General features: G+C 40.5%; 23 protein-coding genes. All 23 read right to left on the minus strand.

Going from position 1 to position 12203, the window contains the following annotated elements; translation table 11 throughout:
- Positions 1 to 12: 12 nt before the first annotated feature.
- The 23 genes from secY to ACKVEV_RS16105 all read right to left on the minus strand — a co-directional run bounded on the left by secY (position 13) and on the right by ACKVEV_RS16105 (position 12178).
- Positions 13 to 1308 carry a preprotein translocase subunit SecY gene (secY, locus tag ACKVEV_RS15995; RefSeq protein ID WP_402927290.1) on the minus strand — a complete coding sequence of 432 codons (1296 nt, stop codon included), beginning with the start codon at positions 1306 to 1308 and terminating at the stop codon, positions 13 to 15.
- On the minus strand, positions 1308 to 1748 hold the full coding sequence (gene rplO / locus ACKVEV_RS16000) for a 50S ribosomal protein L15 (RefSeq protein WP_054771430.1): 441 nt from the start codon (positions 1746 to 1748) through the stop codon (positions 1308 to 1310). The genes secY and rplO overlap by 1 nt, the downstream gene beginning before the upstream one ends.
- A 34-nt stretch (positions 1749 to 1782) precedes the next feature.
- The gene (gene rpmD, locus ACKVEV_RS16005; protein WP_024364361.1) at positions 1783 to 1965 is read right to left on the minus strand and encodes a 50S ribosomal protein L30; all 183 of its coding nucleotides are present in this window, start codon (positions 1963 to 1965) and stop codon (positions 1783 to 1785) included.
- A 13-nt stretch (positions 1966 to 1978) separates the two neighbouring features.
- Complete coding sequence (gene rpsE, locus ACKVEV_RS16010) at positions 1979 to 2482, minus strand: 30S ribosomal protein S5 (RefSeq protein WP_024364362.1); 504 nt, start codon at positions 2480 to 2482, stop codon at positions 1979 to 1981.
- A gap of 21 nt (positions 2483 to 2503) precedes the next feature.
- Positions 2504 to 2863, minus strand: a complete 360-nt coding sequence (gene rplR, locus ACKVEV_RS16015; RefSeq protein WP_024364363.1) for a 50S ribosomal protein L18 — start codon at positions 2861 to 2863, stop codon at positions 2504 to 2506.
- Positions 2864 to 2895: 32 nt separating this feature from the next.
- Positions 2896 to 3435 carry a 50S ribosomal protein L6 gene (rplF, locus tag ACKVEV_RS16020; protein WP_409367317.1) on the minus strand — a complete coding sequence of 180 codons (540 nt, stop codon included), beginning with the start codon at positions 3433 to 3435 and terminating at the stop codon, positions 2896 to 2898.
- A 30-nt stretch (positions 3436 to 3465) separates the two neighbouring features.
- Complete coding sequence (gene rpsH / locus ACKVEV_RS16025) at positions 3466 to 3864, minus strand: 30S ribosomal protein S8 (RefSeq protein WP_008181717.1); 399 nt, start codon at positions 3862 to 3864, stop codon at positions 3466 to 3468.
- A 29-nt stretch (positions 3865 to 3893) separates the two neighbouring features.
- The gene (locus tag ACKVEV_RS16030; RefSeq protein ID WP_004233656.1) at positions 3894 to 4079 is read right to left on the minus strand and encodes a type Z 30S ribosomal protein S14; all 186 of its coding nucleotides are present in this window, start codon (positions 4077 to 4079) and stop codon (positions 3894 to 3896) included.
- 21 nt (positions 4080 to 4100) lie between these two features.
- Entirely contained in the window at positions 4101 to 4640 is a 540-nt protein-coding gene (rplE, locus tag ACKVEV_RS16035) for a 50S ribosomal protein L5 (protein WP_402927296.1), read from the minus strand.
- A gap of 29 nt (positions 4641 to 4669) precedes the next feature.
- Complete coding sequence (gene rplX, locus ACKVEV_RS16040; RefSeq protein ID WP_004233652.1) at positions 4670 to 4978, minus strand: 50S ribosomal protein L24; 309 nt, start codon at positions 4976 to 4978, stop codon at positions 4670 to 4672.
- 35 nt (positions 4979 to 5013) lie between these two features.
- Entirely contained in the window at positions 5014 to 5382 is a 369-nt protein-coding gene (rplN, locus tag ACKVEV_RS16045; RefSeq protein WP_004233650.1) for a 50S ribosomal protein L14, read from the minus strand.
- A gap of 43 nt (positions 5383 to 5425) precedes the next feature.
- Complete coding sequence (rpsQ, locus tag ACKVEV_RS16050; protein WP_054767907.1) at positions 5426 to 5689, minus strand: 30S ribosomal protein S17; 264 nt, start codon at positions 5687 to 5689, stop codon at positions 5426 to 5428.
- 18 nt (positions 5690 to 5707) lie between these two features.
- Positions 5708 to 5908, minus strand: coding sequence for a 50S ribosomal protein L29 (gene rpmC, locus ACKVEV_RS16055; protein ID WP_004233646.1), 201 nt, complete (start codon positions 5906 to 5908; stop codon positions 5708 to 5710).
- Positions 5898 to 6332, minus strand: coding sequence for a 50S ribosomal protein L16 (gene rplP, locus ACKVEV_RS16060; RefSeq protein ID WP_036172449.1), 435 nt, complete (start codon positions 6330 to 6332; stop codon positions 5898 to 5900). The genes rpmC and rplP overlap by 11 nt, the downstream gene beginning before the upstream one ends.
- A gap of 1 nt (position 6333) precedes the next feature.
- Complete coding sequence (gene rpsC / locus ACKVEV_RS16065; protein WP_024364367.1) at positions 6334 to 6987, minus strand: 30S ribosomal protein S3; 654 nt, start codon at positions 6985 to 6987, stop codon at positions 6334 to 6336.
- Positions 6988 to 6990: 3 nt separating this feature from the next.
- A complete protein-coding gene (gene rplV, locus ACKVEV_RS16070) occupies positions 6991 to 7335 on the minus strand; it encodes a 50S ribosomal protein L22 (RefSeq protein WP_004233639.1) in 345 nt (114 codons plus the stop codon).
- A gap of 22 nt (positions 7336 to 7357) precedes the next feature.
- Entirely contained in the window at positions 7358 to 7636 is a 279-nt protein-coding gene (gene rpsS / locus ACKVEV_RS16075; RefSeq protein WP_004233637.1) for a 30S ribosomal protein S19, read from the minus strand.
- Between the two features lie 60 nt (positions 7637 to 7696).
- The gene (rplB, locus tag ACKVEV_RS16080; protein WP_409367318.1) at positions 7697 to 8527 is read right to left on the minus strand and encodes a 50S ribosomal protein L2; all 831 of its coding nucleotides are present in this window, start codon (positions 8525 to 8527) and stop codon (positions 7697 to 7699) included.
- A 47-nt stretch (positions 8528 to 8574) separates the two neighbouring features.
- Positions 8575 to 8859: a 50S ribosomal protein L23 gene (gene rplW / locus ACKVEV_RS16085; RefSeq protein ID WP_036205532.1), complete on the minus strand. Its 285-nt coding sequence runs from the start codon at positions 8857 to 8859 to the stop codon at positions 8575 to 8577.
- Entirely contained in the window at positions 8859 to 9482 is a 624-nt protein-coding gene (gene rplD / locus ACKVEV_RS16090; protein WP_010860604.1) for a 50S ribosomal protein L4, read from the minus strand. The genes rplW and rplD overlap by 1 nt, the downstream gene beginning before the upstream one ends.
- A gap of 26 nt (positions 9483 to 9508) precedes the next feature.
- Positions 9509 to 10138, minus strand: coding sequence for a 50S ribosomal protein L3 (rplC, locus tag ACKVEV_RS16095; RefSeq protein WP_069514330.1), 630 nt, complete (start codon positions 10136 to 10138; stop codon positions 9509 to 9511).
- A 46-nt stretch (positions 10139 to 10184) separates the two neighbouring features.
- The gene (gene rpsJ, locus ACKVEV_RS16100; RefSeq protein ID WP_004233624.1) at positions 10185 to 10493 is read right to left on the minus strand and encodes a 30S ribosomal protein S10; all 309 of its coding nucleotides are present in this window, start codon (positions 10491 to 10493) and stop codon (positions 10185 to 10187) included.
- A gap of 368 nt (positions 10494 to 10861) precedes the next feature.
- Positions 10862 to 12178, minus strand: coding sequence for a Na+/H+ antiporter family protein (locus ACKVEV_RS16105; RefSeq protein ID WP_409367319.1), 1317 nt, complete (start codon positions 12176 to 12178; stop codon positions 10862 to 10864).
- Positions 12179 to 12203 lie beyond the last annotated feature (25 nt).

Below are 12203 nucleotides of genomic sequence, written 5' to 3' on the forward strand. Positions count from 1 at the left end.
TAAAAACCAACATTATTTCATAAAGCCTTTGTAGTGACGTTTAACAAGTTGTGATTCTAGCTGTTTCATCGTTTCTAGCGCTACGCCGACTACGATAATAATACTAGTACCACCGATCTGCACTGAAGCAGGTAGATTCATAAGATTGATGAATATAATCGGCATTACAGCAATTACAGTTAAGAAAATCGCGCCAACAAAAGTTAGACGATATAACACGCTTGTTAAATACGTTTGAGTGTTTTCACCCGGGCGAATACCTGGAATGTAAGCACCTTGTTTTTTCAAGTTGTCTGCCACATTTTCTGGATTCACTTGTACGAATGCATAGAAATAAGTGAACGCGACGATCAATGCAACGTAAATCAACATCCCAACTGGCTTTTGATAATCAAAAGTGTTTTCAATGAATGCTGTTACATCGTTTTGACCAAAGAACGCAGCTAACGTACGAGGTGTAACAAGGAACGCTACTGAGAAGATTACCGGAATAACCCCTGCAGCATTTACTTTTAACGGTAAGTGCGTTTGTTGACCACCAGTTTGTTGGTTACGTCCAGTAACTCGTTTTGCATATTGAATTGGAATTTTACGAAGTGCTTGTTGCACGTAAATAACCCCAACGACAATTGCAAGTAAAATCAAAGCAAGTAATGCAAGGATGATAATGTTAATAAACAGTTTATCACCAGCACCCTCAATTTGTTGTGCATAAATTTGGTTTATTCCTGTAGGTAATGCTGCAACGATACCTCCGAAGATAACAACAGAAATACCATTACCAACACCGTGTGCAGTAATTTGCTCAGCAAGCCATACAAGGAAAGCTGTACCCGCTGTCAATACAATTGAAATTGTAACGTAAGTTAGAATTCCTTCTTCTTTAATCAAAGATCCACCATACATTTTGTTGAAGCCAAATGACATGGCAAATGATTGGATAAAGGCAAGAATAATTGTAAAGTAACGAGTAAATTGTGCAAGTTTACGTCTTCCGACTTCACCTTGCTTTGCCCACTCAGCAAACTTCGGTACTACGTCCATTTGCAATAATTGAACAATAATTGAGGCTGTGATGTATGGCATAATCCCCATCGCGAAGATAGAGAAGTTTTTCAAAGCACCACCGCCAAAAGTATTGAGGAAACCAACGAGGTTAAACTCATCAGTTGCCTTTAATACATTTGCGTCAACGTTCGGTACTGGTATGAATGTACCAATACGGAAAACGATTAACATTAAAAGAGTGAAAATGATTTTATTTCTTATATCTCGAACACGCATAAAGTTAGAGATCGTCTGAAACATTAAATCACCTCAGTAGTTCCGCCGGCATTCTCGATTGCTTCTTTAGCTGAAGCTGAGAATTTATGAGCTTTTACAGTAAGCTTTTTGTTAAGTGTTCCGTTTCCAAGAACTTTAATTCCAGCTTTCTCATTGCTCACTAGACCAGTTTCAAGTAATAATGCAGTTGTTACTTCTGCACCGTCTTCGAAACGGTTTAATGTGTCAAGGTTAACGATAGCGTATTCTTTACGGTTAATGTTCGTAAAGCCACGTTTAGGTAAACGACGGAATAACGGGTTTTGACCGCCCTCAAAGCCTGGGCGTACACCGCCACCAGAACGAGCGTTTTGACCTTTATGACCTTTACCTGCTGTTTTACCGTTACCAGAACCGATACCACGACCAACGCGATTGCGTTGTTTACGAGAACCTTCTGCTGGTTTTAACTCATGCAGTTTCATAGTGGGTGGCACCTCCTTGTTCATTAATTGAAAATTAATTTTCTTTTACAGTAACTAAGTGAGCTACTTTATCAAGCATACCGCGAGTAGCAGCGTTATCAGCTTTCTCAACAGTTTGATTTAATTTACGTAATCCAAGAGCTTCAATAGTTTTACGTTGTGCCGGTTTAGAACCGATCACAGATTTTGTAAGGGTGATTTCTAATTTGTTAGCCATTATTATTCCCCCCTTATCCTAATATTTCTTCCACTGATTTGCCACGTAATTTTGCAACGTCCTCTACGCGTTTTAATTCAGTTAAACCTTGAACAGTAGCACGCACCATGTTGATTGGTGTGTTAGATCCAAGTGATTTTGAAAGAATATCAGTAATACCAGCAAGTTCTAGTACGGCACGTACTGGACCACCAGCGATAACCCCTGTACCAGGAGCAGCAGGTTTAATTAGGATTTCTCCTGCACCGAAGCGACCAAGCACTAAGTGTGGAGTTGTTCCACCTACACGTGGCACTTCGATTAAGTTTTTCTTCGCATCTTCAACAGCTTTACGGATAGCATCTGGCACCTCTTGAGCTTTACCAGTACCGAAACCAACATGTCCGTTTCTATCGCCAACTACAACTAATGCTGTGAAGCGGAAGCGACGTCCACCTTTAACAACTTTAGCAACACGGTTAATAGTAACTACGCGTTCTTCAAGTTCTCCAAGTTTGTTTGCGTCAATTCGACTCATGAAATGTGTCCCTCCTTCTTATTAAAATTCTAAACCGTTCTCACGTGCAGCTTCAGCTAAAGCTTTAACACGTCCATGATATAAGTAACCACCACGGTCAAATACAATAGCAGTAATGTTTTTTTCCGCAGCGCGTTTCGCGATTGTTTCACCGATTTTTGATGCAGCTTCTACGTTGTTACCAGCACCTTCAAAACCATTTTCTTGAGAAGATGCGCTAACAAGTGTTACGCCTGCTACGTCATCGATAAGTTGAGCGTAGATGTTCTTGTTAGAACGGAATACGTTTAAGCGTGGACGCTCAGCAGTACCCGAAATTTTAGAACGTACTCGCGCATGACGTTTTTTACGAACTTGATTTTTATCCTGTTTCGTAATCACAAGGGTCACTCCTTTCTAATGCTTAGGCAGCATTATTTACCTGTTTTACCTTCTTTACGACGAACGTATTCGCCTTCGTAACGGATACCTTTACCTTTGTACGGCTCTGGTGGACGAACGTCACGGATATTAGATGCAAGAGCGCCAACGCGTTCTTTGCTGATACCTTTAACGATGATTTTTGTGTTAGAAGGAACTTCTACTTCAAGACCATCTTCTGGTGTGAACTCAACTGGGTGAGAGTAACCTACGTTAAGTACAAGCTTTTTACCTTGTAATTGCGCACGGTAACCGACACCGATAAGTTCTAATGATTTTTCGAAACCTGCAGAAACACCAGTAATCATGTTCGCTAATAGCGCACGAGTTGTACCGTGGTTTGTGCGGTGTTCTTTTGATTCAGAAGGACGAGATACAGTGATCACATTACCTTCTTGCTCAATTTTCATATCTTGGTGGAAAGAACGAACAAGTTCGCCTTTAGGACCTTTAACAGTAACTGTGTTGTCAGCTGCGACAGTAACAGTTACGTTAGCTGGAACCTCGATAATTTTTTTACCTACACGAGACATTTAGTTGCACCTCCATTCATTTATTGCTAATTACCAAACGTATGCTAGAACTTCGCCGCCAACTTGTTTAGCGCGAGCTTCTTTATCTGTTAATAAACCTTGTGAAGTTGACACTAAAGCGATACCAAGACCGTTCAGTACTTTAGGCACTTCATTTGTTTTAGCATATACACGTAGACCAGGTTTAGAAATACGTTTTAGGCCAGTGATAACACGCTCGTTATCTTTACCGTATTTTAAGAAGATACGGATGATACCTTGTTTGTTGTCTTCCACGTATTCTACGTCACGTACGAAACCTTCACGCTTTAAAATTTCAGCGATTTCTTTTTTCACGTTGGAAGCTGGTACTTCTAACTTCTCGTGACGAACCATGTTCGCATTACGAATGCGAGTTAGCATATCTGCAATCGGATCAGTCATTGTCATTACATTTACCTCCTTCCCAAATTAGGGGATTACCAGCTGGCTTTTTTCACGCCAGGAATTTGTCCCTTATATGCAAGTTCTCGGAAACAAATACGGCAAAGTTTGAATTTGCGATATACTGAGTGTGGACGACCACAGCGTTCACAACGTGTATATTCTTGCACTTTAAACTTTTGCTTACGTTGTTGTTTAACGATCATAGATTTTTTAGCCACGTTTTCGCCCTCCTTGTTTAATTACTTTTGGAACGGCATACCGAATTGTGTCAATAACTCGCGAGCTTCTTCGTCAGAGTTCGCTGTCGTTACGATCACGATGTCCATACCGCGTACTTTTGAAACTTTATCGTAATCGATTTCTGGGAAAATTAATTGCTCTTTAACACCTAGAGTGTAGTTACCGCGACCATCGAATGCTTTTTTAGAAACACCACGGAAGTCACGTACACGAGGTAGTGCGATTGCGATTAATTTATCCAAGAATTCATACATACGCTCACCGCGTAATGTAACTTTAGCACCGATAGGCATACCTTCACGTAGACGGAAACCTGCGATCGATTTTTTCGCTTTAGTTACTACTGGTTTTTGACCAGTGATAATTGTCAATTCTTCAACTGCTGCATCTAAAGATTTAGAGTTTTGAACTGCATCGCCAACACCCATGTTGATAACGATTTTATCAACTTTAGGAAGTTGCATAACTGATTTATATCCAAATTTGCTCATAAGAGCAGGAGAAACTTCATTTAAATATTTTTCTTTTAGGCGGCTCATGTGTGTACCTCCCTTCTTTTATTTACTAGTTAGTCGATTACTGCACCTGATTTTTTTGCAACACGAACTTTTTTACCGTTTTCGATTTTATAACCTACACGAGTCGGCTCGCCAGATTTAGGATCGATTAGCATTACGTTCGAAACGTGAATTGCAGCCTCTTGGCTTACAATCCCACCTTGTGGATTCAATTGGTTAGGTTTAACGTGTTTTTTCACGATGTTTACACCTTCAACAAGAACGCGGTCTTGTTTAGGGAAAGCAGCTAGGATTACTCCTTCTTTGCCTTTGTCCTTACCAGTGATAACCTTAACCTTGTCACCTTTTTTTACATGCATGCTGTCGCACCTCCTTGATTGGCACTGTCATGAAATTAAAGAACTTCTGGAGCTAGAGAAACGATTTTCATGAAGTTGCTGTCACGTAATTCACGTGCAACAGGTCCGAAAATACGAGTTCCGCGTGGTGATTTATCATCACGAATAATAACACAAGCATTTTCATCAAATTTGATGTAAGTACCGTCTTTACGACGTACGCCTGATTTAGTACGAACGATAACAGCTTTAACAACGTCACCCTTCTTGACAACGCCACCTGGTGTTGCTTTCTTAACTGTACAAACAACGATATCACCGATGTTAGCAGTTTTACGGCCAGAGCCACCAAGCACTTTAATTGTAAGAACTTCACGTGCACCTGAGTTGTCAGCAACTTTCATACGACTTTCTTGTTGGATCACTTAGGTTACCTCCCTTCGGAAATTGGTTGTTCCGAAATAGTTATTAAATAATAACCGCTTTTTCTACAACTTCAACTAGACGGAAACGTTTAGTAGCTGATAGCGGGCGAGTTTCCATGATACGTACGATATCACCGATTTTCGCTTGGTTTTGCTCATCATGAGCTTTAAACTTTTTAGAGTACTTTACACGTTTACCATAAAGCTTGTGCTTTTTGTGAGTTTCAACTAAAACAGTAATTGTTTTGTCCATTTTATCTGAAACGACGCGGCCCGTGTAAACTTTGCGTTGATTACGCTCAGTCATACTTGAAAACCTCCTTTATCAGTTATTTGCACTGATTTCTCTTTCACGAATAACAGTTTTCATACGCGCGATTGCTTTACGCACTTCACGAATACGAGCTGTGTTTTCTAATTGACCAGTCGCCAATTGGAAGCGAAGGTTGAAAAGCTCTTCTTTCAGTGATTTCACTTTTAATTCAATTTCAGAAGTGGCAAGGTCACGGATTTCATTAGCTTTCATTAGATTCACCACCAGTTTCTTGACGTTTTACGATCTTACATTTTACAGGAAGCTTATGTGATGCTAAACGAAGTGCTTCACGTGCGATCTCTTCAGATACACCAGCGATTTCGAACATAACTTTTCCTGGTTTAACAACTGCTACCCAACCTTCAGGAGAACCTTTACCAGAACCCATGCGGACTTCTAGAGGTTTTTTCGTGTAAGGTTTGTGCGGGAAGATTTTAATCCAAACTTTACCGCCACGTTTCATGTAACGAGTCATCGCGATACGTGCAGATTCGATTTGACGGTTAGTAATCCAGCTAGCAGTTTGAGCTTGTAAGCCCCATTCGCCGAAAGTTACTTCTTTGCCGCCTTTCGCTTCGCCACGCATGTTTCCGCGGTGTTCACGACGGTATTTTACGCGTTTAGGCAATAACATATTATTTGCCTCCTTCCACAGATTTCTTCGTAGGAAGAACTTCACCACGGTAGATCCATACTTTAACGCCTAATTTACCGTAAGTAGTGTCAGCTTCTGCGTGTGCATAGTCGATGTCAGCACGTAGAGTATGAAGTGGAACAGTTCCTTCACTATAGTGTTCAGCACGCGCGATATCAGCGCCACCTAAACGACCAGATACTTGTGTTTTAATTCCTTTTGCTCCAGCACGCATTGTGCGTTGGATCGATTGCTTTTGCGCACGACGGAAAGAAACACGGTTTTCTAATTGACGAGCGATGTTTTCAGCTACTAGACGAGCGTCAAGATCAGCACGTTTAATTTCGATGATGTTGATGTGTACACGTTTACCAGTTAATTCGCCAAGGTATTTACGAAGATTTTCAACTTCAGTACCACCTTTACCGATTACCATCCCTGGTTTAGCAGTGTGAATTGTAATGTTTACACGGTTTGCAGCACGTTCGATTTCAACTTTAGAAACAGAAGCGTCTTTAAGAGCCGTTTCAATATATTTACGCACTTTGATGTCTTCGTGAAGTAGAGTTGCATAGTCTTTTTCAGCGTACCATTTTGACTCCCAGTCACGAATAATACCAACGCGCAGTCCTATTGGATGTACTTTTTGACCCACGGATTAACCCTCCTTCTTCTCAGATACCACTAAAGTGATGTGGCTTGTGCGTTTGTTAATTGCGCTTGCACGTCCTTGTGCACGTGGACGGAAACGTTTTAATGTTGGACCTTCATCAACGAATACTTCAGAAACAACTAAAGAGTTGATGTCAAGATCGTAGTTGTGCTCAGCGTTAGCAACTGCAGATTTTAATACTTTCTCAACGACTGGAGACGCCGCTTTTGGAGTATGACGTAAAATTGCAACTGCCTCACCTACTTGCTTACCTCGGATTAAGTCTACAACTAGACGAACTTTACGAGGAGCAATACGTACTGTGCGAGCGATAGCTTTAGCTTGTGTCATTAGGATTTACCTCCTCTCAAAATTAGCGTCTTGTTTTCTTGTCGTCTGCACCGTGACCTTTATAAGTACGTGTCGGCGCGAATTCACCAAGTTTGTGGCCTACCATATCTTCTGTTACGTATACAGGAACATGTTTACGTCCATCATATACAGCAATTGTTAGTCCGATGAAGTTCGGGAAGATTGTAGAACGGCGAGACCAAGTTTTAATAACTTGTTTCTTCTCAGAAGCCTCTTGCGCTTCCACTTTTTTCATTAAGTGGTCATCGACAAAAGGTCCTTTTTTCAAACTGCGACCCATGTAGGAACCTCCCTCCGTGATTCCACCACGGCTCTCACATAGAACCGTAGTTTAACCACTTTATTTTTTACGACTACGGATGATGAATTTATCCGATTTGTTTTTCTTGTTACGCGTTTTGTAACCAAGAGCTGGTTTACCCCAAGGAGTCATTGGTGATTTACGTCCGATTGGAGAACGTCCTTCACCACCACCGTGTGGGTGATCGTTAGGGTTCATTACAGAACCACGAACAGTTGGGCGTTTACCTAACCAACGGCTACGACCTGCTTTACCGATGTGTACTAGTTCGTGTTGTTCGTTACCAACTTGACCGATTGTAGCGCGGCAAGTAGCAAGAATTAAACGTACTTCACCAGATTGTAGACGAACGATTACGTATTTGTCTTCACGACCAAGTACTTGCGCAGAAGTACCAGCAGAACGTACTAATTGTCCACCTTTACCAGGTTTTAACTCGATGTTATGGATTGTTGTACCCATTGGAATGTTTGCTAATGGTAATGTGTTACCTACTTTAATATCAGCATCTGGACCAGAAACGATTGTTTGACCAACCTCTAGACCTTTTGGTGCTAAGATGTAAGCTTTTGCTCCATCAGCGTAGTTGATTAATGCGATATTCGCAGAACGGTTTGGATCATATTCAATAGTAGCAACTTTTGCTGGAATGCCATCTTTAATACGTTTGAAATCGATGACACGGTATTGCTTCTTATGACCACCACCATGATGACGAACAGTGATTTTACCTTGGTTGTTACGACCAGCTTTGCGTTTAGTTGGTTCAAGCAATGATTTCTCAGGCTTGTTAGTTGTAATTTCCGCAAAGTCTAAAGACGTCATATTACGACGACCATTAGAGGTAGGTTTATACTTTTTAATCGCCATTGTGTTTCCCTCCTTCTTGATTGTTCAAATCTTAAATCCTTAAAGGATTACATTTCGAATAATTCGATGTCTTTGCTGTCCGCAGTTAGTTTAACAATCGCTTTACGACGTTTGTTAGTGTAACCACCGTAACGGCCAACGCGTTTGAATTTACCTTTGTAGTTAAGAACGTTTACTTTCTCAACGTTTACGCCAAAGATTTCTTCTACAGCGTCTTTTACTTGAGTTTTGTTAGCGCGAGTGTCTACTTCGAAAGTATACTTTTTCTCTGCCATAAGTTCTGAAGAACGCTCAGTAATGACCGGACGTTTTAAAATATCACGTGCTTCCATTATCCAAGCACCTCCTCAACTTTTTCTACTGCAGCTTTAGTGAATACAACTTTTTCGTGACCTAATAGATCAAGAACGTTGATTCCGTTTGCAGTTAAAACTGTTACACCAGGGATGTTACGAGCAGATAATGCTACGTTTTCATCTAGGTCAGCAGTTACGAATAAAGATTTTTTCTCTAAAGAAAGATCTTTAAGGATTTTTGTGAATTCTTTTGTTTTTGGTGCTGCTAGTGTAAGAGCATCAAGAACTAAGAAGTTTTGTTCTACAACTTTAGCTGATAAAGCAGATTTAAGAGCTAAACGACGAACTTTTTTAGGTAATTTATAAGAATAGCTACGTGGAGTTGGACCGAATACGATACCACCGCCGCGCCATTGTGGAGAACGGATAGAACCTTGACGAGCACGACCAGTTCCTTTTTGACGCCATGGCTTACGACCACCACCAGCAACTTCAGAACGGTTTTTAACCTTATGATTACCTTGACGTAGAGAAGCGCGTTGTGCAACTACTGCGTCGAATAATACTGCTTCATTTGGCTCGATTCCGAAGATCGCTTCGTTTAACTCGATTTCACCAACTGAAGCACCTGTTTGACTAAGTACAGATACTTTTGTCATTCCTGTTTCCTCCTTTCTTGAAGTGATTAGTTAGCTTTAATTGCAGTTTTAACTGTAACTAGAGCTTTTTTAGAACCAGGAACATTACCTTTAACAAGTAGTAAGTTACGCTCTGCATCAACTTTAACGATCTCTAAGTTTTGGATTGTAACTACTGTGCCACCCATTTGACCAGGTAATTTCTTTTGTTTGAATACGCGGTTCGGAGCAACTGGACCCATTGAACCAGGACGACGGTGGTAACGAGAACCGTGGGCCATAGGACCACGAGATTGTCCGTGGCGTTTAATAACACCTTGGAAACCTTTACCTTTAGTAACTCCTGTTACATCAATTACATCGCCTTCTGCGAAAATTTCTACTTTGACTTCTTGACCAACTTCGTATTCTTCAACGTTCACGTTGCGGAATTCACGAATGAAGCGCTTAGGAGCAGTATTCGCTTTTGCTACGTGACCTTGTTCTGGTTTGTTAGAAAGCTTAACGCGCTTATCTTCGAAACCAACTTGGATAGCTTCGTAGCCGTCAGTTTCAACAGTTTTCTTTTGAAGAACTACGTTTGGAGTAGCTTCGATAACTGTTACCGGGATTAAATCGCCGTTTTCAGCGAAAACTTGTGTCATACCAATTTTTCTACCTAAGATTCCTTTAGCCATTTGTCACACCTCCTGTAAGTTTTAAAAAGTTATATTGTTTTTACCATTAAAGTTTGATTTCGATATCAACGCCAGATGGTAAATCAAGTTTCATTAACGCATCAACAGTTTGTGGTGTTGGGTTAACGATATCGATCAGACGTTTATGCGTACGCATCTCGAATTGTTCACGAGAGTCTTTGTACTTGTGAACAGCACGTAGAATTGTGTACACAGACTTCTCAGTTGGAAGTGGAATCGGACCTGATACACTTGCACCTGAACGTTTTGCAGTCTCCACAATTTTCTCAGCAGACTGATCTAAAATACGGTGATCATACGCTTTTAAACGAATACGAATCTTTTGTTTTGCCATTATTTTCCCTCCTTCTCGCCTATTTTCTAGACATTCTCCACGAAAATTCTCCAACGCACCGCCATGGCAAAGCGGCCGGGTGTGTCGGCAACCTCTCGTTTCATCGCAGTCAAAGACCAACATTCAACATTATATACAATAAAAAAAGAATAAGCAAGTCTTTTCGCTAAATTCCTTTAAATGTTGTAGATTTTCTTTACTACTAATATTTCTCGCTTATTTAAGCCGTTTACTAGTATATATAATTTCTATGCATTTTGCAACACATAACCTGATAACACCAACGTTTTCAGACATTTTCCACAATTACTGTCACCACTTTATGAACAATAAAAGCAGTCTCTAAATTTAGAAACTGCTTACTAACGTTATAGGAAGAACACGCATGCAATCCAACCGAAAATAACAAGTGGAATGTTGATAAAGATAAATGTTGGTACACATGTATCCCAAATATGATTATGTTGACCATCTACATTTAAACCTGCTGTTGGCCCTAATGTTGAATCTGATGCTGGCGACCCTGCATCTCCTAAAGCACCTGCTGTTCCGATTAAACACAGAATGGCTAATGGGCTCATCCCTAATCCCTGTGCGAGCGGCACAAATAATGTTGCGATAATCGGCACTGTGGCAAAAGAAGAACCTATGCCCATTGTGACAACTAAGCCGATTACTAACATAATAAATACGGCTAAGCTTTTATTGCCTTGGAGGAACGTTAAAGAGCTTGTAATTAAACTATCTACATCACCTGTTGCATTGATAACCGATGCAAAGCCATTTGCTGCAATCATGACAAAGCCAATGAACGCCATCATTTTCATGCCCTCTGATAAAATTTCATCTGCCTCTCTCCATTTAAGAGCACCTGTGAAATACATAATCATAATACCCGCAAAGGCACCGACAATCATGGAATCTGTCCCGATTTGCGCTACTAGCGAAACAATTAACGCTATTACTGTAGAAATGATAACCGCTGGGCTTACATTAACATTTAATGTTGTTGTTTCAACATCATTTTGTTGATATTTACGTGGCTTGCGATATACAAAGAACGCTATCGCTAAACCAACGAGCATACCGAAAATAGGAATAGCCATTGCTGCTGGCACATCACTGGCCTTCGCAACCATTCCCGCATTCGTTACTTGTGTTGATACAATCTCTTGGAAAATAGCGCCGAAGCCAGCGGGTACAAAACTATAAGTGCCAATTAAACCGACCGCAATTAGCGTTGCGATTATACGACGGTCTACTTCCAGCATATTTAAAACCTTTAAAATAGGTGGTATTAGCAATGGAATAAAGGCAATATGAATCGGGATTAAATTTTGAGAAAAAATCGCCATCATAAATATAAGAAGGAATATTAATACCTTTACTAAGCCTTTTCGATTACTTGATCCATTTTTATTTAATATGTTTAAAATACGAGAAATCATTAATTCCGGTATTCCTGTTTTGGAAATTGCTATCGCAAAGCCGCCAAGTAAACCATAGCTTAATGCAATAGTGGCTCCTGCACCTAACCCTTCTGTAAACGATGTAACTGTTGCTTGAATACCCATACCACTTGTTAAGCCCCCTGCAAAGGCACCTAAAACAAGCGAGAGCACTACATTGATCCGAAGCAAACTTAATATTAACATGACAGCTACTGCCACAATGACCGCATTCATAAAGACACTTCACTTTCATACACTA

The organism is Lysinibacillus sp. 38-6 (assembly GCF_046245175.1).
Taxonomy (GTDB): Bacteria; Bacillota; Bacilli; order Bacillales_A; family Planococcaceae; genus Lysinibacillus.